Annotated in this window: 27 protein-coding genes and 1 tRNA gene; 15 read left to right on the forward strand and 13 right to left on the reverse strand. The window is 46.9% G+C overall.

Annotated elements, in window-relative coordinates:
- Window positions 1-49: 49 nt before the first annotated feature.
- Complete coding sequence (locus KFE96_RS16130) at window positions 50-829, forward strand: S9 family peptidase (RefSeq protein ID WP_255833567.1); 780 nt, start codon at window positions 50-52, stop codon at window positions 827-829.
- A gap of 100 nt (window positions 830-929) precedes the next feature.
- Here the strand turns inward: KFE96_RS16130 and KFE96_RS16135 are convergent.
- Window positions 930-1,019, reverse strand: a tRNA-Ser gene (locus KFE96_RS16135).
- 125 nt (window positions 1,020-1,144) lie between these two features.
- Here KFE96_RS16135 and KFE96_RS16140 point away from each other — a divergent pair.
- The gene (locus KFE96_RS16140) at window positions 1,145-2,041 is read left to right on the forward strand and encodes a haloalkane dehalogenase (protein WP_255833569.1); all 897 of its coding nucleotides are present in this window, start codon (window positions 1,145-1,147) and stop codon (window positions 2,039-2,041) included.
- Here KFE96_RS16140 and KFE96_RS16145 read toward each other — a convergent pair.
- Entirely contained in the window at window positions 2,018-2,605 is a 588-nt protein-coding gene (locus tag KFE96_RS16145) for a PAS domain-containing protein (RefSeq protein WP_255833570.1), read from the reverse strand. The genes KFE96_RS16140 and KFE96_RS16145 overlap by 24 nt on opposite strands.
- Before the next feature lie 170 nt (window positions 2,606-2,775).
- On the opposite strand from KFE96_RS16145, the gene KFE96_RS16150 reads away from it, so the two are divergent.
- A complete protein-coding gene (locus KFE96_RS16150; protein ID WP_255833571.1) occupies window positions 2,776-3,228 on the forward strand; it encodes an isoprenylcysteine carboxylmethyltransferase family protein in 453 nt (150 codons plus the stop codon).
- A 1-nt stretch (window position 3,229) separates the two neighbouring features.
- On the opposite strand, the gene hutG is transcribed toward KFE96_RS16150, so the two are convergent.
- The 5 genes from hutG to KFE96_RS16175 are packed head-to-tail and all read right to left on the reverse strand — an operon-like array spanning window position 3,230 to window position 9,357.
- Window positions 3,230-4,018 carry an N-formylglutamate deformylase gene (gene hutG / locus KFE96_RS16155; protein ID WP_255833572.1) on the reverse strand — a complete coding sequence of 263 codons (789 nt, stop codon included), beginning with the start codon at window positions 4,016-4,018 and terminating at the stop codon, window positions 3,230-3,232.
- Window positions 4,015-5,553, reverse strand: coding sequence for a histidine ammonia-lyase (gene hutH, locus KFE96_RS16160; protein ID WP_370650601.1), 1,539 nt, complete (start codon window positions 5,551-5,553; stop codon window positions 4,015-4,017). The genes hutG and hutH overlap by 4 nt, the downstream gene beginning before the upstream one ends.
- 27 nt (window positions 5,554-5,580) lie before the next feature.
- Window positions 5,581-7,239, reverse strand: coding sequence for a urocanate hydratase (gene hutU / locus KFE96_RS16165; protein ID WP_370650523.1), 1,659 nt, complete (start codon window positions 7,237-7,239; stop codon window positions 5,581-5,583).
- Window positions 7,240-7,258: 19 nt separating this feature from the next.
- Window positions 7,259-7,987, reverse strand: coding sequence for a histidine utilization repressor (gene hutC / locus KFE96_RS16170; RefSeq protein ID WP_255833575.1), 729 nt, complete (start codon window positions 7,985-7,987; stop codon window positions 7,259-7,261).
- A 2-nt stretch (window positions 7,988-7,989) separates the two neighbouring features.
- Window positions 7,990-9,357 (reverse strand): formimidoylglutamate deiminase, encoded by a 1,368-nt coding sequence (locus tag KFE96_RS16175; RefSeq protein WP_255833576.1) that lies wholly within the window; start codon window positions 9,355-9,357, stop codon window positions 7,990-7,992.
- Between the two features lie 98 nt (window positions 9,358-9,455).
- Here KFE96_RS16175 and hutI point away from each other — a divergent pair, with 98 nt between their 5' ends.
- Window positions 9,456-10,661 (forward strand): imidazolonepropionase, encoded by a 1,206-nt coding sequence (gene hutI / locus KFE96_RS16180; protein WP_255833577.1) that lies wholly within the window; start codon window positions 9,456-9,458, stop codon window positions 10,659-10,661.
- On the opposite strand, the gene KFE96_RS16185 is transcribed toward hutI, so the two are convergent.
- Window positions 10,656-11,843 (reverse strand): NnrS family protein, encoded by a 1,188-nt coding sequence (locus KFE96_RS16185; protein ID WP_255833578.1) that lies wholly within the window; start codon window positions 11,841-11,843, stop codon window positions 10,656-10,658. The two genes, hutI and KFE96_RS16185, sit on opposite strands and share 6 nt — an antisense overlap.
- A 69-nt stretch (window positions 11,844-11,912) precedes the next feature.
- Window positions 11,913-12,611: a Crp/Fnr family transcriptional regulator gene (locus tag KFE96_RS16190; RefSeq protein WP_255833579.1), complete on the reverse strand. Its 699-nt coding sequence runs from the start codon at window positions 12,609-12,611 to the stop codon at window positions 11,913-11,915.
- Window positions 12,612-12,691: 80 nt separating this feature from the next.
- On the opposite strand from KFE96_RS16190, the gene KFE96_RS16195 reads away from it, so the two are divergent.
- Window positions 12,692-13,549 (forward strand): sterol desaturase family protein, encoded by an 858-nt coding sequence (locus KFE96_RS16195; protein ID WP_255833580.1) that lies wholly within the window; start codon window positions 12,692-12,694, stop codon window positions 13,547-13,549.
- A 139-nt stretch (window positions 13,550-13,688) separates the two neighbouring features.
- The gene (locus tag KFE96_RS16200; RefSeq protein WP_255833581.1) at window positions 13,689-14,717 is read left to right on the forward strand and encodes a hypothetical protein; all 1,029 of its coding nucleotides are present in this window, start codon (window positions 13,689-13,691) and stop codon (window positions 14,715-14,717) included.
- Here the strand turns inward: KFE96_RS16200 and KFE96_RS16205 are convergent.
- Entirely contained in the window at window positions 14,714-15,298 is a 585-nt protein-coding gene (locus KFE96_RS16205) for a hypothetical protein (protein ID WP_255833582.1), read from the reverse strand. The two genes, KFE96_RS16200 and KFE96_RS16205, sit on opposite strands and share 4 nt — an antisense overlap.
- Window positions 15,299-15,325: 27 nt before the next feature.
- Entirely contained in the window at window positions 15,326-15,862 is a 537-nt protein-coding gene (locus KFE96_RS16210) for a hypothetical protein (protein ID WP_255833583.1), read from the reverse strand.
- Between the two features lie 108 nt (window positions 15,863-15,970).
- On the opposite strand from KFE96_RS16210, the gene KFE96_RS16215 reads away from it, so the two are divergent.
- The 9 genes from KFE96_RS16215 to KFE96_RS16255 all read left to right on the forward strand — a co-directional run bounded on the left by KFE96_RS16215 (window position 15,971) and on the right by KFE96_RS16255 (window position 23,737).
- Window positions 15,971-17,482 (forward strand): UbiD family decarboxylase, encoded by a 1,512-nt coding sequence (locus KFE96_RS16215; RefSeq protein ID WP_247017020.1) that lies wholly within the window; start codon window positions 15,971-15,973, stop codon window positions 17,480-17,482.
- A 4-nt stretch (window positions 17,483-17,486) separates the two neighbouring features.
- Window positions 17,487-18,323: an N-acyl homoserine lactonase family protein gene (locus KFE96_RS16220; RefSeq protein WP_255833584.1), complete on the forward strand. Its 837-nt coding sequence runs from the start codon at window positions 17,487-17,489 to the stop codon at window positions 18,321-18,323.
- Window positions 18,324-18,413: 90 nt separating this feature from the next.
- Entirely contained in the window at window positions 18,414-19,127 is a 714-nt protein-coding gene (locus tag KFE96_RS16225; RefSeq protein ID WP_255833585.1) for a tetratricopeptide repeat protein, read from the forward strand.
- 134 nt (window positions 19,128-19,261) lie between these two features.
- A complete protein-coding gene (locus KFE96_RS16230; protein WP_255833586.1) occupies window positions 19,262-19,930 on the forward strand; it encodes an alternative oxidase in 669 nt (222 codons plus the stop codon).
- A gap of 144 nt (window positions 19,931-20,074) precedes the next feature.
- Entirely contained in the window at window positions 20,075-20,998 is a 924-nt protein-coding gene (locus KFE96_RS16235) for an AraC family transcriptional regulator (protein ID WP_247017028.1), read from the forward strand.
- Between the two features lie 125 nt (window positions 20,999-21,123).
- Complete coding sequence (locus tag KFE96_RS16240; RefSeq protein ID WP_247017030.1) at window positions 21,124-21,609, forward strand: YHS domain-containing (seleno)protein; 486 nt, start codon at window positions 21,124-21,126, stop codon at window positions 21,607-21,609.
- A 66-nt stretch (window positions 21,610-21,675) separates the two neighbouring features.
- A complete protein-coding gene (locus KFE96_RS16245; protein ID WP_255833588.1) occupies window positions 21,676-22,059 on the forward strand; it encodes a VOC family protein in 384 nt (127 codons plus the stop codon).
- A 182-nt stretch (window positions 22,060-22,241) separates the two neighbouring features.
- Window positions 22,242-22,610: a hypothetical protein gene (locus KFE96_RS16250; RefSeq protein WP_255833589.1), complete on the forward strand. Its 369-nt coding sequence runs from the start codon at window positions 22,242-22,244 to the stop codon at window positions 22,608-22,610.
- Window positions 22,611-22,666: 56 nt separating this feature from the next.
- The gene (locus KFE96_RS16255) at window positions 22,667-23,737 is read left to right on the forward strand and encodes a transporter (RefSeq protein ID WP_255833590.1); all 1,071 of its coding nucleotides are present in this window, start codon (window positions 22,667-22,669) and stop codon (window positions 23,735-23,737) included.
- Window positions 23,738-23,764: 27 nt separating this feature from the next.
- On the opposite strand, the gene KFE96_RS16260 is transcribed toward KFE96_RS16255, so the two are convergent.
- Window positions 23,765-24,250, reverse strand: a complete 486-nt coding sequence (locus tag KFE96_RS16260; RefSeq protein WP_255833592.1) for a GNAT family N-acetyltransferase — start codon at window positions 24,248-24,250, stop codon at window positions 23,765-23,767.
- A 6-nt stretch (window positions 24,251-24,256) separates the two neighbouring features.
- Window positions 24,257-24,760 (reverse strand): GNAT family N-acetyltransferase, encoded by a 504-nt coding sequence (locus KFE96_RS16265; RefSeq protein ID WP_255833593.1) that lies wholly within the window; start codon window positions 24,758-24,760, stop codon window positions 24,257-24,259.
- Window positions 24,761-24,763: the final 3 nt, after the last annotated feature.

Genomic DNA, 24,763 nt, shown 5'->3' on the forward strand with positions numbered 1-24,763 from the left:
GTGGTTTGACATAGCGCTTGTTAAACAGTCTCCATAAGGAGACAAAAAAATGACGACAGCACTTTTCAAAACTTTCGTGGCAGCTACCGCTATTCTGGTCGGCAGTTTAACTGCTTCAGCACAAACCTATGTGCAGCAACTGGGGTATGATGCGCCTGATGGAAACCGCATTACCGGCTTTATCTACCAATCTAAAGACACCAAAAGAGATGCCCCGCTTGCAGTGCTTATGCACGGCTTGATGGGTTCAAGCCTCTATTGGCTTGCTGAAGATAATATGATGTACGGTGACGATGTCACTGAAATGCTTATTGACCGAGGGTACCGTGTGCTTGCTCTTGATGCCCGCAGGCACGGCGCTCGCCGCAGTGGCGACAAACCAATGGCATTGGTGAAAGCAGCTCGCCAAGGCAACAGTCAAGCTTACCAAAACATGATCAACAACACAGTGAAGGATTACCAGTATCTGCTGGATAAGATGCTGAAGAACTTCAAAGGCACAGAAAAGGTCGTGGTTATGGGCTATAGTATGGGCGCACAAATGGGCACACTGTTGGCCTCTCAGGATAAAAGAGTCACACATTTGGTCACAATGGTACCGCCAGCGGTAAGAAATGTGCCTGAAGTATCTCCCATCAATTTTGCTGCTGATGTGAAAGCACCCTGGCTTCTTATTACCGCAGAAAATGATGAGTATTCCACCGACAAACAAAACGCTGAGCTAATCGCAGCGGGTTCAACAATCACCAACAAAAGTTTCGACAGCGGGCATGTGTTGCCGCAAGCCTATGTAAAAACAATAGAAACATGGCTCAACACTCAGCAGTAAACCTCGCGGTATATTGCACCTTCTTGGGCTGGCACTTAGTGTCAGCTCTTTTTTTACTGAATTTATAATGATGCGCTTGGTCGAATTCATTTGAAGTGAATGGCGGAGACGAAGGGATTCGAACCCTCGATACCGTTGCCAGTATACTCCCTTAGCAGGGGAGCGCTTTCGACCACTCAGCCACGTCTCCGCCGCCGTATCTATGGCAATGCGCCCTCTCTGTCAACGATCAGTTTGAAAAAAATTCGTCATATCTCGCAATCCCCCTATATCCCTAAGGATACGGAGAAAAATTTCTTTCAAGGGGAGCATAAAATGAAGGCACTTCGCACGAACGATGACAGATTCGAGAATCTAAAAGACTGGCCTTATTCCCCCAATTATCTTGATGATCTAAAAGGTTATGAAACTCTCCGCGCTCACTATGTAGATGAAGGCCCGAAAGATGCAAAACATACTTTCCTTTGCCTCCACGGCGAACCAAGTTGGTCGTATCTATACCGAAAAATGATCCCTGAATTTCTAGATAGTGGTGCTCGGGTAGTTGCCCCAGATTTCTTCGGCTTTGGCCGATCAGATAAACCTGTTGATGACGCAGACTACACTTTTCATTTTCACCGCAATTATCTGCTAGCATTCATTGAAAAACTGGACCTAAAAAACATAACTCTCGTATGCCAAGACTGGGGCGGCCTGCTTGGGCTTACACTTCCCTTTGAAATGCCGGATCGCTTTAATCGTTTGATTGTTATGAATACAACAATTGCTGTCGGAAGGCCTGCTGGTGATGGTTTCAATGCGTGGCGGGATTATGTAGCCAACACCCCAGATTTCCCTGTCGGCGGCCTTATGAAACGTTCAACCCCCATCCTTACAGATGAAGAAGTTTCCGCTTATGATGCACCTTTCCCTGATGGTAGTTACAAAGCAGGTGTTAGACGTTTTCCTCAGTTAGTAATGACAGACCCAGCTATGGAAGGTGTGAATACTTCAAAAAAAGCACTCAAGTTCTGGCAGGAAAAATGGAAAGGTAAGAGTTTCATGGCTATCGGCATGCAAGATCCGGTTCTTGGGCCACTCGCCATGCAGTGGCTAAATGAACAAATCAAGGGCTGTCCATCACCAATGGAAATTGCTGATGGTGGGCATTTCGTGCAAGAATGGGGGGCAGAAATAGCCCGCTCCGCTCTAAAACATTTTGGAGATATCTAAAGAGTAAGCGCTATCGGTTTGGGTGCCGCTATCAAGTTGTGGCACTCCCCTTCCTAAATCCATCCACTGTACAGGACCGCTCCAATCAGCTGCTACTGGAGCACCTCTAACACCACCTTGCATATCCCTGCTACCGTCAATAGGAACAGAAAGGGCCATTACATAAACATCGGGAAATTGTAATCCAGCAAGCGGCAGAATAGTTACTTCTACAGTTTGATCATACCCTCTGTGATAGGAACTACGTATCTGAAGGCAAGCGCCTACGGGCATGCCACACACCAGCTGCAATGTTGTTAAAACATCCTGACGCTGTGCCGCGGATACAAATTGCATATAATCTTTGCCCGCGGTTTCTGCTTCCAACCGCGCAGTTACGTTTGTTCCAGCCATGATAACTTGCACACTATCATCGAGAAGTTTCGCCACAGACAGATCTGGGATCAGGTCTGGAATACGGTTCGCCTTTAACGCATTACGAAATGGCATATCACGCCTGTTCTCTCTAGGGAGATCACGCCAGATACGTTCAAGGAACATACTTTTTGGTGTGCGTTTAAACACGTTAGTCACCCCAATCGTAACTTACAGATAACGCTCTACATCTAACGCATAATACCACCTGAACGTTAACAAAATATACCCTAATATATAAAACTCTGGATAAACTCAGTGTTCAAAGCCAATATTCACATATTGGAATTTCTTCACTCTGGAAACCGAGGCCTTACTTCATGTCTAATTTCAAAAACCGAGATACACGCCTACTACCACCCCATATTTTTTTGGGGTCGGCTATATCCATTGTAGTTCTTGGTTATTTAGAAACAGGTAGCGCAGCCACTTTCAATCTGGGGGGATATTTAGTTGGGGTTGCCGCACTTATAATATTTAGGTCTGCAACTGAGTTTAAGAAAGCTAAAACGACTATACATCCAAATGGCGAAGCCAGCGCCCTTATAAAAAGCGGACCATTCGCCTACAGCCGAAATCCGATATACTTGGCTATGTTTTGTGCTTTATGCGGATTTTGGCTAGCAACCAACGCCTATAGCCCTGCTATTTTCATACTGGCCTTCCCAATAATCATTCGCACACTTTTTATTGAGAAAGAGGAAGCCGCTTTAGAACAGCTTTTTGGCGATGAATACCTAAAATATAAAACGCAAGTAAGACGATGGATATAATCTAGGGCTTAAACCTGAGCATAGTTTTTATAAGATCTTCAATACAAGGTTGCACAGCAAAAGCTTTATCGTTCAGATAAGAAAATGGATACTGTTCATCCATATAGGTGATCTGCGAAAGCTCCAACTGCACAGCATGAATTCCCTTTTCAGGTTGACCATACTTCCTAGTGATAAAACCACCCTTAAACCTGCCATTTAAGACCGCAGTATAGTTTTCAAACCGCTCCGCAATCTTCAGAAGTTCTTCACCAAGCTGGGCGTCACAGCTCGCACCACTGTTGGTCCCTAGATTAAAGTCTGGCAGCTTACCTTCAAAGAAACGAGGCACTTCAGAAGCGATAGAATGCGCATCCCATAACAGCGCATAACCATGCTTAGCCTTCAGGCGAGCCAGTTCTTCTTCAATTTGGCTATGATAGGGATTCCAATATGTCTCCACTCGCTCAGCACATTCTTCATCAGATGGTTTTTCCCCATCCAGATAAATCTGTTCTTCAGGAAACGTAGTTGTCGGGCAAAGCTCAGTGACATTCTGGCCCGGATACAGACTTTTCCCAGATGGGTCTCTGTTCAAGTCAATCACATAACGGGAATGGTTAGCAGCAATAACTGTTACATCCATGTCAGCGAGGAATGCATAGAGTTTCGGCAAATGCCAATCCGTATCTGTAAGCTTATGTGCAGCATCTGTCATACGCTCCGTATACGGACCAAGACTTTCACCACTATGCGGCATGGAAACAAGGAGGGGGCTATTCCCCCTCACAAGATTAAAGATGTCGCTCACAGAGCTTCGCTCCCCATATGCGTTGAAGGCAATAAGCTCTCAACATAGGAGTTCAAGGAGCCAGCAGCAACCATTTCACGGATTGCTTCAATATCGGGCGCGAAATAACGATCACGCTCATAAACATCCACAGATTTGCGGATATTCGCATGCACCTCTTCAAGTACATCGCTTGATGTGTGAGGCCTGTGAAAATCAATGCCTTGTGCCGCACCGATCAGCTCAATCGCAATCACCGTACCACTGTTGAAAGCAATGTCATGCAATCTGCGACCAGCAAATGTAGCCATGGAAACATGGTCTTCCTGCCCCGCCGATGTCGGGATACTGTCCACACTCGCAGGATGTGCCAGTGTTTTATTCTCACTCACAAGCGCTGCTGTCGTTACCTGGGCAATCATGAAACCACTGTTCAACCCACCATCTTCCACAAGGAACGCTGGCAAGCCAGACATATTCGGGTCTACAAGCAAGCTGGTGCGGCGTTCAGAAATAGAAGCGATTTCGCACGCTACAAGTGCAAGCATATCTGCTGCCATCGCAACAGGTTCCGCATGAAAATTACCACCAGAAAGAATATCACCTTCATCCGGGAAAATAAGCGGGTTATCCGTTACAGCATTTGCTTCGGTAAACAGAGTATCAGCCGCCTGACGCATTACACCTAGTGCTGCGCCCATAACCTGTGGTTGGCAACGGAGGCTATATGGGTCCTGCACCTTTTCACAGTCGTGGTGGGATTGGTTAATCTCACTGCCTGAAATCAAGCTGCGATACATAGCTGCCGTATCAATCTGCCCCTGCTGCCTGCGCACTGCATGAATACGCGGATCAAAAGGTACCATCGAACCTTTCATGGCATCTACAGACATAGCACCAGCTACCATCGCCGCCGCAAACACATTCTCAATCTCAAACAAGCCTGAAAGCGCGAGCGCTGTTGAAACCTGTGTACCATTGAGAAGCGCCAAGCCCTCTTTAGCCGCGAGCGACATAGGCTTTAGTCCAATACGAGATAGCGCTTCCTTGGCGGGGATTACTTCACCACCAGATCGGACCTTACCAACACCCAGCAGAACCGCTGACATATGAGCAAGTGGTGCCAAATCACCAGATGCTCCAACAGAGCCTTTTGCAGGAATAATCGGGTAAAGTTCTGCATTCAGAAGGGCGATCAGCGCATCAATTACACTCTGGCGAATACCGGAATAGCCTTGTGCAAGGCTGGTTGCTTTCATCGCAAGGATCAGGCGTACAACACCATCAGCGAGTGGTTCACCCACACCTGTTGCGTGTGAGAGTACAAGATTTTCCTGAAGTTGCTCTACATCTTCAGAAGCAATGCGCGTATTTGCCAGCAAACCAAAACCTGTGTTGATACCATATGCTGTATCACCGCGATCAACCAAATCAGTTACCGTTTGGCGGGCCCGGTCAATATTTTCAAAATCACTACGGTCCAGCTCAAACTCAATCGGGTTTTCATAGATATGCCGAAGATCTTTAAGGCTAAGGCTACCCGCTTTTCTAATCATTTTATGGTCAGACACTTAGAGAACTCCTTACTTATCAAGCATTGGCAGGTTGAGGCCTTTATCGCGTGCACAATCTTTCGCGATATCATAGCCCGCATCTGCATGTCGCATTACACCCGTTGCCGGATCATTCCACAGCACACGCTCTACACGCTTGGCTGCTTCCTCTGTACCGTCACACAGGATCACGACACCTGAATGCTGACTGTAACCCATGCCAACACCACCACCATGGTGAAGACTTACCCATGTTGCGCCTGATGCTGTGTTAAGAAGCGCATTAAGAAGCGGCCAATCTGATACGGCGTCGGAGCCGTCCATCATTGCTTCAGTTTCACGGTTTGGGCTAGCAACAGAACCACTATCCAAATGGTCACGACCAATCACCACAGGGGCCTTTAGTTCTCCGTTTTTCACCATTTCATTGAACGCAAGCGCGAGGCGGTGCCTGTCACCGAGGCCAACCCAACAAATACGCGCTGGCAAACCTTGGAACTGAATACGTTCACGCGCCATATCAAGCCAATTATGAAGGTGTGGATTATCAGGGATAAGTTCTTTCACCTTCTGGTCGGTTTTATAAATATCTTCCGGGTCCCCAGAAAGTGCGGCCCAGCGGAATGGACCAATACCTTGGCAGAAAAGCGGACGAATATACGCTGGCACAAACCCCGGGAAATCAAACGCGTTTTCAACACCTTCATCAAAGGCAACCTGGCGGATATTATTACCGTAATCCACTGTTGGGATGCCCATATCATGGAATGCAAGCATTGCCTCAACATGCTTTGCCATAGACGGTTTTGAAGCTGCTGATACTTCCTCAGGGGCTGTTTCGCGCTTTGAAATCCATTCGTCCACTGTCCAGCCAATTGGTAGATAACCATTTACCGGATCATGGGCTGAGGTTTGGTCTGTTACAGCATCTGGACGAATGCCTTTTTCAACCATCTGCGGCAGAATTTCAGCTGCATTTCCAAGCACACCAACGGAGATCGCCTTACCATCTGCGTGAGACTTTTCAATCATCTCAAGTGCTTCTTCAACAGTATCTGCACGTGCATCCAGATAGCCAGTATTCAAGCGGAAATCGATCCGGCTTTCCTGACACTCAATCGCCATACATGACGCGCCCGCCATAGTAGCTGCAAGTGTTTGTGCCCCGCCCATACCACCAAGGCCAGCAGTGAGAATCCACTTACCTGTAAGATCACCACCAAAGTGCTGACGACCCATTTCAACAAATGTCTCATAAGTGCCCTGAACAATGCCTTGTGAGCCAATGTAAATCCATGAACCCGCAGTCATCTGGCCGTACATCATCAGACCTTGTTTATCGAGCTCATTAAAATGTTCCCAGTTCGCCCAAGCCGGCACAAGGTTTGAGTTGGCGATAAGAACGCGCGGCGCATCTTCATGGGTGCGAAACACACCTACCGGTTTGCCTGACTGAACAAGCAGAGTTTCATATTCTTCCATGCCCTTCAGTGTTTCAACGATGGTATCAAAACACTCCCAGTTACGGGCCGCACGACCAATACCACCATAAACAACAAGCTCATCCGGGTTTTCCGCAACCGCAGGATCGAGGTTGTTCATCATCATCCGCATTGGTGCTTCTGTGGCCCAGCTTTTACATGTGAGCTCAGCACCCGTTGGCGCATGAATATCAGGACGATTTTTCATCTTTGTATCCCTTTTATTTTTATGTATTTGCAGATGCGCCAACGTTTGAAAAACGCGCGCTTAATTCGTATCGATCACCGGGGTAAAGAAGGCGTGCAAAGCTTGCTACACGCTCACCAGTCCATGTCCGGCGGTTAATTTCAAGGCACGGAGTACCTTCATCAATTTCTAGGAGTTCAGCTTCCCTCGCCGTGGGGGCAACGGCCCGCACCACATGTTCGGCCCGCAAAAGCGGTGCGACGGAAAGCAAATAATCTGTCGGTGTCGTCTCAGAAAAATCTTCAAGCAATAAATCTGGCGCGATATCGGGGTTCACCCAGCGTTCTTCAAGTTCAATAGGTTGTCCGTCACCTTTATGAACAATCAACAAATGGAACAATTCAGTACCGCTATCTGCGCCAAATTCTCCAGCAAATGCCTCAGACGCTTTCACACTATTCTGGCTCAAAACTGTTGCAGACCAAACTTCACCACGAGAAGCAAGTTCATCACGGATGCTTTCAATATCCGCGGCCTGTCCGCGCATGCGTCGGCCTGCCACAAAACTGCCCATACCGGCCCTGCGGATAATATGCCCTTCGTCAGTTAGTTCACGGAGCGCACGGTTCACTGTCATCCTTGAAACGCTAAGTTCCCGAACCAATTCATTTTCGCTTGGTAGTTTATCACCAGCTTCATAATCACCGCTTTCAATAGCGGAAAGCACATGATGTTTTACAACTTCATAGCGGGTAAGAGGTGCATTCATGATTACGCCTCCATCGCCATAGCAATTTCGCGCACAGTTTCTTTGTAAGCACCGAAGATGTCTTCTTCATATTTATGCTTACCACCGCGTACGACCCATTCACCTGCCACCATCACATCGGAAATCGGGTTTGGCTGGCCCGAGAAGATAAAGCTATCCATGACCTGCCCATAAAAAGAGCCTGTCATCATCGGATTATCCCGGTTGATCACCAAGAGATCAGCACGCTTACCAACTGCGATTTCACCAATAGGCTGCGCTAGCGCCTGAGCGCCACCTTTTGCTGCTTCACGCCACAGATATTCACCTGTATGGCCACCCCCTTCATAGGTCAGCACAGTACGTTTTTGCCGCGCGAGACGTTGCCCATATTCAAGCAAACGTAGTTCTTCTCGAGCATCTACGCTGATATGACTATCTGACCCGATACCAAAGCCGCCCCCCATTTGGATGTATTCAGGTACGGGGAATAATCCGTCCCCAAGGTTTGCTTCGGTTGCAGGGCACAAGCCAACTACAGCACCGCTTTTGGCAATCGCTTTCCACTCATGCTCCTGCACGTGAGTAGCGTGTACCAGACACCAGCGTTCATCTACATTCTGGTTTTCCAAAAGCCACTCAACTGGCCGTTTACCAGAATGTGCGACAGATGCTTCCACTTCTTTCATTTGCTCAGCAATATGGATATGGATAGGTGCCTTCAGGTTAATGTTTTCAATAGCATCTACCGCACCCGCGAAATTTTCCTCAGGCACTGCACGAAGGCTGTGGAAAGCCATACCAAGCTGATGCCTACCGTTGATGCGTGGCTTCAGCACCTGAAGGAGACGTTCAAATTCTTTGTTGCAGTGGAGGAAGGGTTTCTGCCCATCGCTCGCTGGCTTACCGCCAAAATCAGAAGCCTGGTAAAGAACGGGAAGGTGGGTGAGTGCAATCCCGCTATCTTCTGCAGCTGAAAGTATAGTCTCACTCATCGCCAATGCTTGATCTGTATGACTGTTATGGAGGTAATGAAATTCACCAACAGCGGTATAACCAGCTTTCAGCATTTCAACATAAAGAGCACTGGCGATAACTTTAAGCGCATCAGGGTTCATCTGTGCAGCGAAATGATACATGGCATTACGCCAGCTCCAGAAATCTGATTGCCCTGCTTCTCTATATTCCGCAAGGCCTGCGAACGCACGCTGGAAAGCATGACTGTGCAGATTTGGCATAGATGGCAGAACCGTATCGTGCACTTCGACTTGTACTGGGATATCCACACCAGAGTGTATCGCAGCGATCACACCATCACTTGCCACTTCCACGCAGATATTAAGCGCCCAATCACCGCCTAAAAGGCCTTCTTTGAAATAGAGTTTTTGCATCTTCATCTCCACTTGTATATACAAGTTCATACAAGTTAGATTATGTGTCAACAAAAAGCTGTGGTATAAAAAGCGAAATAACTGGGGAGGAAGGCAATATGGCTGGTTTTGAAACACTTTACCGGAATGTTCGCATTGCAACCATGGTAAAGGGAAACATGCCCTACGGCATGATTGAACACGGCGCTATCGGCGTGAAAGATGGACGACTCGCCTATATAGGCCCAGAATCTGAATTACCTTCCGCCGACACAGACGAAACCAAAGATTGTGGCAATATGCTTGCCCTGCCCGGCTTTATTGATCCTCACACCCATATCGTTTTTGGCGGTAACCGCGCCATTGAGTTTGAAAAACGCCTGAACGGTGCATCCTATGAAGAAATCGCACGCGCGGGTGGTGGCATTCTGTCCACGGTGAATGCAACACGTTCGGCAAGCTTGGATGAACTAACAGAAAGTGCCACAAAACGTCTGCTAAAGCTGAAAGCTGAAGGCGTTACGACAGCCGAGATTAAATCCGGTTATGGCCTTACCTATGATGATGAAAAGAAAATGCTGCGAGCAGCTAAGGCCGCGGGCAAAGAAGCTGGCATAGATGTAAAAACTACCTTCCTTGGTGCCCACGCCCTGCCGCCAGAATTTGCTGGCGATAAAGAAGGCTATATCGACCACATCTGTGAAATGATGCTGCCCGCCCTTGCAAAAGTGGGAATCGTCGATGCGGTTGATGCTTTCTGCGAAGGCATTGGTTTTTCATATGAGCAAACCAAGCGCGTATTTGAAACAGCTGAACGGTTCGGCATTCCCGTCAAACTCCACGCTGACCAGCTCTCCGACCTATCCGGTGGTAAACTGGCTGCAGAATTCAATGCGCTATCAGCTGACCATCTGGAGTACGCAAGCGCTGAAAGTGTTACTGCCATGGCGGAAGCAGGTACCGTGGCAGTTCTACTTCCCGGCGCGTATTATACACTTTCAGAAACTAAACGTCCGCCTGTTGAGATGATGCGACAAGCAGGCGTTGATATGGCGCTGGCAACAGATGCCAATCCTGGCAGTTCCCCCGTACAGTCGCTTCAACTTATGCTTCATATGGGGTGCACACTCTTCGGCTTAACGCCTGAAGAGGCAATTGCAGGCGTTACCAGAAATGCAGCTAAAGCACTGGGCCTGCAGGATGATCGAGGCACGCTGGAAGCAGGCAAACGGGCAGATATCCTTCTATTTGATATCGAAACGCCGGCTGAGCTTTGCTACTGGGTTGGCGGCCAAATACCATCTGAGATTATCAGTGCTTTATGACTTGGAGCTAGCGAAGTGAATTGGCCCAAACTTAAGCACAAACAACCCAAATGCCAGAAGCCACATACCACCAGATGCCCTGATCAACATATCGTAATGATCATACATAAAAGCTGCCATAATGCGGAGGGCAGCCGCTAAATTGACCGCTGTGTAAATAGCCGTCAAAACAGCGCTATCCGTAAGCGGTAAATTTGCATGTCCAAGTGTTGCTCGTGTCATCACCGCAAGGGTCGTACTTCCCATTGCACCAATGGTCCAGGCGTGAAGGGCTGTTGTTTCATCAATCAGACCCACCCCTGAAAGCACCAGCAGGGCAAAACCAATAGGCACCCACAAATAGGATATGTGAAGTACAAGTACGATAGGACTACTGAAGGTTTTCATACCCTTCCAGCGCATAAGCCTAATCACATGCAACACCATCGCGGCGACCGAAGCAAATAAGGTAAAATCGCTATAACCTGCGATAAATAAAACAAAGGTAAGGACCGTAAACAGGATCACTACCACATCGAACTTATCGAACATAATTGGCAGCTGGTCGTCCATGTTTGTTATACCATCCTCAACCAGCTTTTTCTTAAGCCAATTAGCGGTAAAAGCCGGAATAATCCGGCCACCGATAATGCAGATAAGCAGCAATAGAATTGCAAGCCCGGTTTGCCACGGCAGGAAAGGTACTTCCAGCAATTCCAATCTATTCAGGTTGGCAACCAACGCAGATAGAAAAAACAAAACAAACACAGCGATGATTTTGAAATTCCGTTTATTACCACCAGCGATCACCTCACGCGCCGCAAGCCCAACAAACATGGTGAAAAACAGGATCTCAGAAAGAGACGCTATATTCATAGTTTGAATATCAAATAACATTAGTGCAGCTGCAAGCCGGGCAACAGCCCAAAAACCAAACATCAGTGCTAAAGTTCCGCCGCGAAGAGGTGTTCGCCCTGTCCAATTAGGAATAGCCGTGAAAGCAAACCCGGCAACCACAGCTCCACCATAACCATAGATAAGTTCATGAGCATGCCAGCTGGTTACATCACCAACCAGTTCCATCCCTGCAGCCAGATACATTATCCACAACCCAAGTGATACAATCGCCCAGAGCGCCGCGGAGAAAAAGAAAACTCGGAATGAACCCGCAAAAATAGCCGGGCCGTTATAGGATACTGTCATAGCATCACCTTTCAGCTAATTAGCCTAAGGTTAGGACATTTGATCACATTCCACCATGTGACATGGTGTCTAGGTCTGTCGCGGCATCACCGGATCTAGCTGAAGGAAACTATCCACCCATCTAACAAAGGCTACAGGTGCTGTGATTTCAACCGCGCCATAGTGAATAGCGAGAAATCCCCGGGCTTTATAATCCTTCAATTCTTTCCCGATGGCTACTCTGCTTACTCCCAGCATGTCTGCCAGTTCGTGCTGGTTGATGTTGAGATAAGAGTTTTCATGGTGTTTCATCATTTGGAGAAGCGCTTTCCCCAGCCGATATTTAAGGGGATAGCGGCGGAGATCATCAATCCATTCCAGAGCATTATGGAGCTGTTCGGTTACAGATTTTAACATCAGAACCGAAAGTTCAGGTTCTTCATTCAGAAGGCCTTCAAAAGCTGTTCGAGAGATATGGCGAATAGATGTTTCACCAACCGTGATACCATCATGTGTACGCGGCAGGCCTGCAAGTAGAGGAAACTCCCCATAGCACTGCCCCGCTTTAAGGACGGCACTTACAAGGAACTTACCTTCCACATCCATTTTTCCAAAGCAAACACTGCCTTTCGTAATAACGGAAAAAGCTTCAGTTTCATCGCCCCTGCTCTGAATATGTTGATCCGGCACATAATGGGTAACACTTCCAAGCATATCCAGCTTCTGCCGCAACAAATTCGGTAGAGAACTGTAAAGGCTTGGAACACCCAGGCTCGGGATATAACTCATCTCTTCCACCAAATGATAACTAGTTTGCATTTCAAACTATCAGCTTTTGATAAGCTTGTCATTCACCGTGGGAGGGATGAATGGACTACAAACTGATTATACCGTTGATATTCTTGGGCTTCGCCTTGGCAGAAATTATATCTTCACGTTTTTTCAGCCAACCACATGAAGACAAAGGCGATAAATGGGTGGAAATCATCAGCACTTTGATGCTGACAGGTGTAACCCAGCCTTTCATTCTCATATCCGCTATGTATCTGGCAGAACAAGTTGCTCCAACCTATGCTGGTTCGCTGGCTGAACTAACCATCGGCTTCAAAATACTAATTCTGCTGATCGGCGATGATATGATGCAATATTGGTGGCACCGCGCTTCCCACACTTTTCCGTTCCTTTATGGGCTGCATCGCGCGCACCACAACGGCAACTATATGAGTATACGTATCGTCTACCGAAACAACATTCTTTACTACAGCCTAATGCCATCTTTGTGGATTTCTGGCGTGCTCATCTATCTGGGGCTCGGAGATATTTATATCTATTATGTAGTGCTGAAAATGTCGGTCATCTTCGGCGCACATTCAAACGTACGCTGGGATAAGCCTTTCATTGAACATGCTTGGCTTTCACCAATTTACTGGGTTCTTGAACGCACTATATCCACACCCGCTACACATGCTGCCCATCACGGAAAATATGCAGATGACCCCGCAACCAACTATAAAGGTAATTTTGGGAACCTGCTGTTTTTCTGGGATATTCTTTTCGGCACCGCGAAAATCACACGAACATATCCAATAGAATATGGTGTTGAAAACCTTGCCCCCATGAGTGCCAAAGCGCAGCTTCTTTGGCCGATATTGCAGGACGAAACATCCCCTGCGGAAGAAATAACTCCAGCAGAACCTATGAAAACATCGAATGCTGCTGCGAAATAGCATCTACAACCGATTGTTTTTAAAGGGATTAACTGTCCGGGCATTCTTTTTAAAGAACCACGCCATGCCCGGACAGTTAATTGCTGGCTCTCACCGGGAAATTTGAATTTCTTTCTGTCGGACATGACAGGAGGAAACCATGATTTTCAAAACAACATTTATCTCACTTCTAGCACTCACAACCTCGGCCTACGCTGAACCGCCTAAAGTCTGCGACGACACATACAAATGCTCATATTCAGACTCAGGTTTGGTGGCAAGCAAAGAAGACGGCGCAGAAACTTATCTGCCCATCATGCAAAATGCCGCGAAGATTTTTGAGAAACACTTTGGAAAAAAACCGGGTTTAACTGCGTTGACACTCGGTGGTTCTGCGCCGGATACCTTTAAAGGCGCACTTAAAGAAAATGGTTACACAACCATTATGCCTTGGCTCACACCAGATCAAAAATCAAAATTGGTAGCTGGTAATATTAGGAAACAAATAAAAGCCCAACAACCTTCACTACCTGATGCCACAGTGGATACCATCGTTGCAGAACAAGTTGAAAAGCTGCAAAAGCAAGGTGCCGTTCAGTCTGGTGAACTGGAAAAAGGTGTACTCGCTCATGAACTGGCTCATATGTGGTTTCATCATGCCTATTATCCAGATTCGGAACCAGATGGTGAACCACAATACGGCAGTGATGCTCCCGACTGGCTAGACGAGCTTTCAGCCGTTCTCGCAGAAAATGAAGCTGTTACAAAAGGCCGCTTAAAAGCTCTTAAGAAACTTGCCGCATCGGGGAACTTTGATGCCTTCTGGCCACTTGAAGAATACCTCCAGATGGAACACCCTCTTTTCAGACAGGTAACCAAAATACGGGAGCAAGCATCAGAACCAAAGGGAAGTTCCACCATTATGATTAAAAACCTAGATGATTTTGATTTAGGCGAAAACGCCAGAAACCCAGCTGATTTTTATGCACAATCAAGAGGATTTGCGGATTACCTTATAGATAAATCTGGCAATCCTGCGATTTTCCATGAGATTGCCAGCCATATTTCTAGTGGTCATTCGATGGTAAGCTGGCTCGCAAAAAATGGAAAACAGCATAACATTCCAACAAGCGTTACCGAATTGGAAGCCGATTGGCACACATGGATGAAAGACTATTACGCGAGTTAATCCTCAGCAACCATAGCCACTAATTTTCGGGACAGGGTTTCACGAGCTTTCTCAGGCATACCTGCTTTGGCAAGCTCTTCTACAATCCTGTCCTCAGAGAAGTCCTTCCTCTCTAAATTCAGGAATACAGGTTTCATCTCACCAGAACTATCTTCCAAACGGATGCTCTTGAGATTGAGTGTATCAAGCTCCTGTGCGGTTACTCGCCCATTCACGTTTTGATCAGCATTTTCAAGGAGCATAAAGAGCGCCTTACGGCTTTCATCTCTGGCATCTGTTGCAGTGAGATACGCATCAGCATTGGTATCAAGTGCAGAAAGAAGCATCTGCGCTGGTTCACTTGCAGGCTGTTCATAAAACGCTGCTAAAGAAATCCCAGCAGCCAGTAGCGCTGCAATACTCAGAGATTTTGTAGAAACTGGAAAACGGTTCTCAGGGCCAGTGATATATTCCTCAATTGAACCGCGCAGCACATCACTTGCTGTTTGGCCGCGTGCCTTACACGCTTCCATAAAGCTGGTTTTCTTCGAGTATTCCAGCCTTATTTCAAGGCTTTCGCTTTTCTTCTCTCGCCGAGGCATCACTGAATCACCACGCTGTTTTAACTTTCAGTCTTCTTTCTTATCCGCTTTATGGAAAAAATGGTAGTAACCATATTCTGCTGTACTCAACATCAAGATCAAAGCAATAAACAAACTCTGACTATCAAAACCTGAATCCCAAAAAATGTATAAATTCATAAATGATAGGAACAAAAATATCCAAAAAGACCATTTAACTGGCCAGTAACGATGCGTATTCTCATACCTACGCTGTATAAAAGGTACACCCTCGTCCACTGTTTTCATTTTCCGAACAAACACACCTTCAAAATACCAGTTTATGTTAAACAACACATAGCCAGCAAAAAGTACAATCACCACCATCAACCCAGCCTGAAAAACGGCATTTAATGAAGAATAAAATGCCATGGGTATGAATCCCTTGGAGAACATAATTACCAGTATGATTGAAACAAATAGAAACGCCTGTATAAGCCGCAACGCCTCAAATTTCTTATAAGTTTCTTCATCTACACGGTAGCCTTTAGCCTTACGGCCTGCCCGGATAAAATAGCCACCTTCCCTTATAATTGGTGTGCCCACAGTAACTTCCCCTCTAATCCATGCACTTATTAAGGGAATTACGCCAGAAATACACTTATTGCAATTATCCCATAGCATCCTCACGCAAGCTTTATTATAAGCGTGGTCATGGCTTATGATTCACTTCGCGATTTTATCGATCGGCTAGAGGCCGAAGGCAGACTTGTTCGGGTCACTGAGCAAGTATCCACTCACCTTGAAATGACTGAAATTCAAACCCGTGTCCTGCATGCTGGCGGGCCCGCGATCCTGTTTGAAAATGTGGTAAATGAGAACGGCGAAAAATCAGATATGCCCGTGCTCGTAAACCTGTTCGGAACAGTGGAGCGCGTGGCATGGGGCATGAACCGTGAACCACACGAACTGCGTGAAGTGGGGGAAACACTAGCGTTCCTCAGGCAGCCGGAGCCACCACGCGGTGTGAAGGATGCGCTTGAGCTCTTGCCGCTTGCCAAACAAGTGCTGGCTATGAAGCCAAAGAAGGTTAAAAAAGCCCCGGTACAGGAAGTAGTGCTGACAGGGGATGATATTGATCTGTTCAAACTACCGATCCAGACCTGTTGGCCGGATGAACCGGCACCTCTTATCACTTGGCCGCTGGTTGTAACCAAAGGGCCTTCTGATAAAGCGGAAGATAAATATAACCTGGGCATCTACCGGATGCAGCGTTTGGGTAAAGATAAAACTCTGATGCGCTGGTTGAAGCACCGTGGCGGTGCACAGCAATATGCCCGCTGGAAAGAACAGAAGCGCGAACCTGTTCCTGCAGCTGCCGTTATTGGTGCTGATCCTGGTACTATTCTAGCCGCAGTAACGCCAGTGCCCGATACGCTTTCAGAATACCAGTTTGCCGGCCTGCTGCGCGGGAAGAAGGTACCGCTCGTAGACTGTAAAACTGTGCCACTGCAAGTGCCTGCCACCGCTGAGATCGTGATTGAAGGGTATGTAAGCCTTGATGATTATGGTGATGAAGGACCATACGGGGACCACACAGGGTATTATAACAGTGTGGAGAAATTCCCAGAATTCCACATCACCGCCATTACTATGCGGAAAGACCCAATTTACCTGAGCACCTACACTGGCCGCCCACCTGATGAGCCTGCAATCTTAGGCGAAGCACTTAATGAGGTGTTTATTCCCCTGCTGCAGCAGCAGTTCCCAGAGATTGTTGATTTCTGGCTTCCTCCAGAAGGCTGTAGCTACCGTGTGGCTGTTGTCAGTATCAAAAAAGCTTATGCAGGCCACGCCAAACGGGTGATGACAGGCGTTTGGTCATACTTGCGCCAGTTCGTTTACACCAAATTCGTAATCGTTGTGGATGATGATATCGATTGTCGTGATTGGAAAGATGTAATCTGGGCTATGAGTACCCGGATGGACCCGGTCCGGGATATTGTCACCATTGAAAACACACCTATCGACTATCTTGATTTCGCAAGCCCTGAAAGCGGGCTTGGCGGTAAGCTCGGCATGGATGCCACCAACAAGGTAGGCAATGAAACCCACCGCGAATGGGGCACCGAGATTTATATGGAAGACGATGTAGTGAACAAAGTTGACGCTATGTGGGACAGCCTTGGCATCCCCGGCGAATATTCAAAAATATGGAAAAAATAACTGAATGAAAAATACGTTAAAAACACTAACGGCAGCACTAGCAATAACACTATCAGCACAAGCTGAAGAAACAGACACAATCAAATTATATGCGCTTGATTGCGGCACCATCGAAATGTTCGATATTGGTGCCTTTTCAAGCGAAGGTCACTTTAACGGACAAAGCGTTACGCTCGCAGACCCATGCTTTCTGATCCGTCATCCTAAAGGGGATTTCCTTTGGGACACTGGTCTTGAACAGTCACTGAGTGAACATCAAGATGGTATGAACGCTGGCTACGGTATTCTCCGTATGGAACGCAGCCTTACAGACCAGCTTGCTGATCTTGGCATGAGCACAGACGATGTAGAATATCTGGGTCTTAGCCACTGGCATCCGGACCATTCAGGGAATGCCGCACTTTTCACCAGTTCAACACTTGTGATCAACAACCGCGAACATGCTTTTATGTTCTCCGACGAGATGAAAGCCCAGCCTGAAGCTTATAAAGTGTGGGGTGCACTTGAGAATACAAAGACCATCCAATTTGATACTGAACATGACGTGTTTGGCGACGGCACTGTGGTGGTAAAATATATGCCCGGTCACACAGTCGGACACTCTGTGCTTTACGTAAACCTTCAGGAAACTGGTGGTTATCTCTTCTCCGGTGATCTTTACACCCATGCAGAAGGCCGAGAGAAAAAAGCTGTTCCCTCTTTCAATTTTAATAAAGAAGCGACCTCTATTTCACAGAGCGCTTTTGAGGCATACGCCAGGGAAAAAGGTGCACGCATCATCATCCAGCATGAGATGAAGCATTTTAACAGCCTGCCTGCATTCCCTGCTTATGAGCAGTAATATCAAAAATGTGATGAGATAACAGCCATCAAAAGTTGTACTTCATCACGTAATACGTATACATTCTTCTCAGGAAATTGGGGAATACATATGCTTTTAAAAACACTACTAGGCCTTCAACTCATCGTTTCAGCTTCATCACTCGCATATACTGAAAAAGGCAACCCTCTACCAGTTCAGCCCGATGAAGAAATCGAAATCAACGCGAAACAGCTTGAGAAAACACTACGCGGCTCACTTCGGGAAGCTTTCAGCGCTTATCATGAAGGCGATTATCCCAAAGCGGAAAAACAGTTTTCTATACTGGCGACACAGCAATTTATAGCGTTTGAAAAACAAATCCAGGGTCGCCAAGCCTTTGAAGCATTAGGAAATGGTGGGCAAATAACACGCGCCACATTGAATCTTCCAGATGACTGGGAAGGCGAAAATCAGGCCTATACTGCTGGATCACGTGCAAAAGCTCTGAGTGTATTTTCGCAGGCTCCGGCGGGCGCTCTACGCGTAACCTCCTCGCAGCTCTATTTTGTTCAAGGTGTAACAGAACTTCAGCAGAATAAACTTGAAGAGGCACGTAAATCTTTCCAAAAATCCCTTCGTTTGAACCGAACGAACATTGATTCCCGTATCGAGCTAGCGCTTCTCGATTTACGGAGCGGTGACCTTGAAGCACTACCTGAACAGTTTAAAAACATAGAAACTATCATTGAGAGGCTCTGTAGACGCGAAACCAAATGCGTGCAAATAGCAAGCAGCAAGAAGCGTTTTGAACAGGTTCAACTGGCGTATAATAACCACAGCTAATCTTATTCATAGAACAAGCGCAGGGGAACAAGTTCCTCTGCCAAACTGTCACATGTGACAGTCTGTCTAATGAAAATTTAATCAATCCCACCCAATATAGAACCTGTAGCCCACACCTATGTGAGGAGGTTCTTATGGCTCATTCACAAGCTCCACAAGGAGCCGAAATCCTTCATCATGAACCTAAAGGGTTCACAGATCATTTTGCTTACGGCTTTGTTAAAGCCCTGCGCTTTGTAGCGGATAGTTTTTTCGCGAAACGATATGGCCACCGTGCTGTGGTACTGGAAACTGTAGCAGCTGTTCCCGGTATGGTCGCTGGCCTGTTGCAGCACCTTAAGTGCCTAAGGCACATTCGAGATGATCAGGGCTGGATTCGTGAACTGCTTGATGAGGCAGAGAATGAGCGCATGCATTTGATGACATTTATCGAAGTAGCCAAACCTACATGGTTTGAACGTGCCGTAATTATGATCACTCAACTTATTTTCTATAATGTCTATTTCTTTCTCTATCTGTTCTCTGCAAAAACAGCGCACCGGGTTGTTGGCTACTTCGAAGAAGAAGCGGTTGTAAGCTATAGCCAATATCTTGAAGAAATTGATGCCGGACGCCACGCAAACACCGAAGCACCCCAAATCGCTATCGATTACTGGAACCTTGCAGAAGATGCCACACTGCGTGATGTGGTAATCGCCGTTCGTGATGATGAAGCAGGACATAGAGACCGAAATCATTATTTTGCAAACAGTTTAGAAGCTGGCGATCGGCCAAAAGGAAACAGCACGCTAGCTCATTCCTAGTTAAAACTACTACTCTCGCTGCTTCTTCCTACCCACCTCTCTTCCCAATGGGGAGAAGCAGCTCCTGTTCTCACGATCCTTTGAATAGACAGTTATTCCTATGCTGGTCATACAATTATGGGCCGGTAAACAGGATGATCTGCAATGGATGTATTAGACGATATTTTAAATACGCTGGATTTAAGAGGCGCACTTTATTTCAGGACGGACTTTTCTGGCCCTTGGGCTGTGACAGTCCCTGATTACGAGCAAGCGGCACGTTTCCATCTGGTTATCCAAGGGTCATGCAACATCACATTTTCTGACGGCAAAGATGTTACCCTCACTCCCGGCGATATTGTTCTTATTCCCCGTGGCCGTAAGCATATCCTTTCAGACAGAGCTGGAAGAAATGCCCCGCCTCTAGAGCAGGTTCTTGAAAACGTTGGCTATAAAAACGAAGGTGTTTTAGTTGTAGGAAACAAAGATGAATTCGCCTCGACCCAAATGGTATGTGGCCATTTCACCTTCCGGGAAAAAGCAGACCACCCCATTATCAAAGCCCTGCCTGACTATCTGGTAACAACAATGGTAGAACGGCTCAAAGAACCTTGGCTTGATGAAATGCTCAGGCTTGTCGCACAGCGCATGTTCTCAAACCAACTAGGTGCCGAAGCATCTGTTACCCGATTATCAGAAATCGTATTTATTGAACTTCTCCGATCAGCCATTAATAAACAGGGTGATCTGCAGAACATTCTAATCGCACTCAATGACAAACACATTGGCCGCGCCCTACAGCTTATCCACACGACACCAGAAGCCGCATGGAGCGTGGAAAAGCTTGCGCAAGAAGCTGGCATGTCTCGCAGTCGTTTCTCTGAACGGTTCAGTGAGATGGTTGGAACAGGCCCGATGGGCTATCTTAGTGACTGGCGTTTACAGAAGGCACTTGCCATGCTGGAAAGCAGCCGCACTAGCGTGCAGGCCATTGCAGAAAAAACCGGATATCAATCACCGGCAGCCTTTACTCGTGCCTTTAGCGGGCGCTTTGGGGTATCTCCTACAGAATACCGAAAACATGCATAAATATGCAAATCGTCCCATTGATTTTGCATTAAATCCGGAATAACTGCATATATATTGATCAATCATCTACATTTTCCTATTTCCGAAATCAGACATGGCAACACATATTTCGGAAAGGAAAAACAATGTCTAAATTCGTGAAGATTGGTTCTATTCTTATCGCTGCTTCTATTGCTGCAACGCCTGCGGTTCTAGCTGATGATGAGCACAACACTGTTCCCGGCCTAACAGCAGCAGGCGCACCACTTGGCGCACACGGTGTTGATACAGTAGCCTTCATTGGCCTTGGTAACCGTATTGACGGCGTGGCTAAATACACATCTGTTCATGATGGCGTGGCATATTACTTCGCTTCTGAAGACAATAAGAAAACATTTGAAGCAAACCCTGATCGCTTTGTACCGCAAAATGGTGGTTTCTGCACATTTGGTGTTTCTGTTGGTAAGAAATTTGACGGCAACCCACGTTACGCAGCTGTTCGCGACGGTAAACTATACCTATTCCTGAGCGACGATATCCTACAAGCTTTCCTACAAGACGAAAAAGGTACGCTTCGTAAAGCGAAAGCTAACTGGAAAAAGATCAAGCACACAGCTGCCACTGATCTTTAAGCCCAGTTCACCCGGGCAGAGCCTGCTCTGCCCATCTCCCTTGAAATCTTAGGAAAGCTATTAAGTATGATTGATCACCTCAGCCTCGGCGTAGATAATGTCGAAAACGCTATGTCATTTTATAATGGTCTGCTTGAAACACTTGGTTACACATGCATGGTCAGCAATGAAGCGCTAGCCGCCTATGGCCGTAACCGTATAGAATTTATTCTAATCCGCCCCAACGATGGTGGTGCAGCTTCCGTTGGCAATGGTACCCATATTTGCTTTAAAGCAGACACCAAAGAGGCGGTAGATGCTTTCCACAAGTTCGCCATGGAAAATGGTGGCACCTGTGCAGGGGAACCAGGCCCGCGCCCCGCTTATCCAATTCCAGATGTGTATACAACATTCATTCTAGATCCATTCGGACACAAACTCGAAGCTATTAATGGCGGCTTTGCTGCATAAAAGTCCTCAACTCTCAGTTCAATTCTGCTAACTGAGAGCCCTCTGCTGGAAGAGTCTGCCCCACACATGAGGCCCCCCTCTCTCAGGCCTCATCGGATTCTTCCAGCATTTCCATGTAAAAGTGTCGCACTCTTTCTATTGTCGGTGATCTTCATGGGCATGCGTGCTACATAACCGCCCATATGCGGTACACTGCACATAAAATACTACTGGCCGTCCTGTTTGTATCTTTCTCTGCACGAGCTTCAGTTACAGATGGTATGATGCTTGATATCGGTTCTTTCCTGAACGGCGAGAGCCTTGTACGTATTTGTGCCTCCGCTGGCGAACTGCCATGGTTACCTGTTCATTTTGATCATGACGATGAAACCATGGATCAAATGGACAGGATGAAATGTCCATATTCTGCTCTAGACGCCCCTATCCAGCTTGCTGATCTAGAGTTTCTACCCTCGGATTTTGGTCCCGCTTCCAATGCGGCAGAGCATGCAGCTACCCTCAGTATGCTCCGCATTCTTCGTGCCACTGCGCGCGGACCGCCAAGCCTGTAGCTCCTCTTCCCTAAACAAACCATACTACTACCATTTATCCGCAGAGGAATTACCGGATGAAACGCACCTTATTGGCGGCGTCTGCACTTATATGCAGTATGCCTGTTTTCGCACACGACACTCACCAAGCACCACGCGCTTATGATCATGCACCTATTGGCGTAATGGGGGATCATTTGCACAAGAAAGGGGAGTTTATGCTCAGCGCCCGCTATATGTATATGGATATGAGCGGCAACCGTATTGGCACCAACAGCGTAACACCAGAACAGATTGTAACCACCGTTCCGAACAGCTTTGCTGGTGCCCCTGGGCAGCCACCCACCCTTCGTATTGTACCCACCCAGATGGATATGCATATGGTCATGATTGGTGCCATGTACGCGCCGACCGACAACATAACCCTGATGGCAATGGGCATGTACAATGCCAACACCATGGATCATGTAACATTTCAGGGTGGTATGGGTACCAACAGACTTGGTGAGTTCAACACAAAATCCTCAGGCTTTGGCGATACAAAGTTAGGTGCACTTATTCGCCTTCACGACAGCGGTACACATAAGCTTTATTTGAATGCCGGTATCAGCTTACCAACGGGCTCAAATACAGAAACAGATGATATTCTAACCCCAATGGGCGGAACGCCTACTGTGCGCCTTCCTTATCCAATGCAATTGGGATCCGGCACTTGGGATCTGGAACCGGGTATCACTTATGTAGGCCATCAAGGCGATATTAACTGGGGTGCGCAGGCGCGAGCTACTATTCGCCTGGATGATAATGCAGAAGGCTACACACTTGGAGACAAATTTGAAGCCACCTCATGGCTCGCATATGGCTTTAGTGATAATATTTCGGTATCCGGCCGCGCCAAATTCACGACGCAAGGCGATATTAATGGCCGTGATCCTTCCATTGCAGGGCCTGTACAAACAGCCCAGACAGCTTTCCACGGTGGTGAGAAAATTGAGTTATTTGCAGGCATCAACTATCTCTTCACCGAAGGTGGCCTGAAAGGTAATCGCCTTGCACTTGAAGTTGGCACTCCAATTTTGCAAGACCTTAATGGCCCGCAGATGGAAACCGACTTAACTATCACATTGGGTTGGCAACTTGCTTTCTAACGATGTAAGCCGGGCAATGCCCGGCTTTTACTTCAGTATATAAAGGGTCTCAGAAACTTCACCTTGTCGAGCTTCAGAAAAGAATTGCTCTTCTCTCAAACCTCTGAAGCCTGTTTTCTCAAGAACTTTAGCGGAGCCAATATTGCCTTCAACCACACGTGCATAAATGGATTGATCAGGAAATATTTCTTTCACTTGGAGCAAAAAATCTTTTAGAGCATGAGTAGCGATCCCTTTGCCCCAAAACTGCCTTCCCAGCCAGTAACTTATCTCTCTTGCATTCTCGCGCACGAAAGTTGCGATATATCCAGCAACTTCACCATCCACAATGATAGTCCGCAGTAATAACGCACCGCTTTCATCATCTAAAAGCCGAGCAAAGCGGGCAACGTGAGTTGCTGTATCACTAGAGATAGCACCGCCACCCGAGAGCCAAGCAGCTTCTTCATCTGTATGGAATTTTGCAAGTGGTTCAATATCAGCCCCAACCATATTTCTGATAGAAACATTCATATAAAATCAGGGCGCCAATTCGTATTTATTATGTTTTGTTATTTCACCCGGGCGAGCAGCGCTTGTTCCGCTTCCTTCACCCACTTGGATAAAACCTAGTTTTTCAAGCACACGCATCGAAGCTGGATTATCCTTGGCTACAGTACCGTAGATGATCCCTGCATGCCCTTGTTCTCGTACGAGGTTGATTAGCGCCTTACCAGCTTCTGTTGCATATCCTTTGCCCCAAAAATCTCGGCCAATAAAATAACCAATTTCCCGACCACCGCTTTCATGTGGAAAATGCCCGGCATTCCCAATAAGCTCTCCCTGATCATTGTATATTCCGCGTTCTACGATAGAGCCATCTTTAGCTTCTAATTCACGTCGATCATCAAGGCGTTTTTCAACAAATTCATAAGTTACTGGAAACGGAATGGTCGCTGTCATACGTGCGACATCAAAGTCATTTACCAGTTCATGGAATCTCGCATAATCTTCTTTGGGAATTGGTTTAAGCACCAATTTCATAAC

Source organism: Kordiimonas sp. SCSIO 12603, from assembly GCF_024398035.1.
Lineage (GTDB): Bacteria > Pseudomonadota > Alphaproteobacteria > Sphingomonadales > Kordiimonadaceae > Kordiimonas.

Bases quoted from the DNA above. Each gene is read 5' to 3' on its own strand.
- KFE96_RS16235 (WP_247017028.1), top strand. From the start codon at position 20,075: ATGGATGTATTAGACGATATTTTAAATACGCTGGATTTAAGAGGCGCA.
- KFE96_RS16240 (WP_247017030.1), top strand. From the start codon at position 21,124: ATGTCTAAATTCGTGAAGATTGGTTCTATTCTTATCGCTGCTTCTATT.
- KFE96_RS16185 (WP_255833578.1), bottom strand. From the start codon at position 11,843: ATGACAGTATCCTATAACGGCCCGGCTATTTTTGCGGGTTCATTCCGA.
- KFE96_RS16150 (WP_255833571.1), top strand. From the start codon at position 2,776: ATGTCTAATTTCAAAAACCGAGATACACGCCTACTACCACCCCATATT.
- KFE96_RS16215 (WP_247017020.1), top strand. From the start codon at position 15,971: ATGGCTTATGATTCACTTCGCGATTTTATCGATCGGCTAGAGGCCGAA.
- KFE96_RS16205 (WP_255833582.1), bottom strand. From the start codon at position 15,298: ATGCCTCGGCGAGAGAAGAAAAGCGAAAGCCTTGAAATAAGGCTGGAA.
- KFE96_RS16255 (WP_255833590.1), top strand. From the start codon at position 22,667: ATGAAACGCACCTTATTGGCGGCGTCTGCACTTATATGCAGTATGCCT.
- KFE96_RS16225 (WP_255833585.1), top strand. From the start codon at position 18,414: ATGCTTTTAAAAACACTACTAGGCCTTCAACTCATCGTTTCAGCTTCA.
- KFE96_RS16195 (WP_255833580.1), top strand. From the start codon at position 12,692: ATGGACTACAAACTGATTATACCGTTGATATTCTTGGGCTTCGCCTTG.
- hutU (WP_370650523.1), bottom strand. From the start codon at position 7,239: ATGAAAAATCGTCCTGATATTCATGCGCCAACGGGTGCTGAGCTCACA.
- KFE96_RS16230 (WP_255833586.1), top strand. From the start codon at position 19,262: ATGGCTCATTCACAAGCTCCACAAGGAGCCGAAATCCTTCATCATGAA.
- KFE96_RS16265 (WP_255833593.1), bottom strand. From the start codon at position 24,760: ATGAAATTGGTGCTTAAACCAATTCCCAAAGAAGATTATGCGAGATTC.
- KFE96_RS16250 (WP_255833589.1), top strand. From the start codon at position 22,242: ATGCGGTACACTGCACATAAAATACTACTGGCCGTCCTGTTTGTATCT.
- hutC (WP_255833575.1), bottom strand. From the start codon at position 7,987: ATGAATGCACCTCTTACCCGCTATGAAGTTGTAAAACATCATGTGCTT.
- hutI (WP_255833577.1), top strand. From the start codon at position 9,456: ATGGCTGGTTTTGAAACACTTTACCGGAATGTTCGCATTGCAACCATG.
- KFE96_RS16245 (WP_255833588.1), top strand. From the start codon at position 21,676: ATGATTGATCACCTCAGCCTCGGCGTAGATAATGTCGAAAACGCTATG.
- KFE96_RS16130 (WP_255833567.1), top strand. From the start codon at position 50: ATGACGACAGCACTTTTCAAAACTTTCGTGGCAGCTACCGCTATTCTG.
- KFE96_RS16200 (WP_255833581.1), top strand. From the start codon at position 13,689: ATGATTTTCAAAACAACATTTATCTCACTTCTAGCACTCACAACCTCG.
- KFE96_RS16175 (WP_255833576.1), bottom strand. From the start codon at position 9,357: ATGCAAAAACTCTATTTCAAAGAAGGCCTTTTAGGCGGTGATTGGGCG.
- KFE96_RS16190 (WP_255833579.1), bottom strand. From the start codon at position 12,611: ATGAGTTATATCCCGAGCCTGGGTGTTCCAAGCCTTTACAGTTCTCTA.
- KFE96_RS16260 (WP_255833592.1), bottom strand. From the start codon at position 24,250: ATGAATGTTTCTATCAGAAATATGGTTGGGGCTGATATTGAACCACTT.
- KFE96_RS16140 (WP_255833569.1), top strand. From the start codon at position 1,145: ATGAAGGCACTTCGCACGAACGATGACAGATTCGAGAATCTAAAAGAC.
- KFE96_RS16220 (WP_255833584.1), top strand. From the start codon at position 17,487: ATGAAAAATACGTTAAAAACACTAACGGCAGCACTAGCAATAACACTA.
- hutH (WP_370650601.1), bottom strand. From the start codon at position 5,553: ATGATTAGAAAAGCGGGTAGCCTTAGCCTTAAAGATCTTCGGCATATC.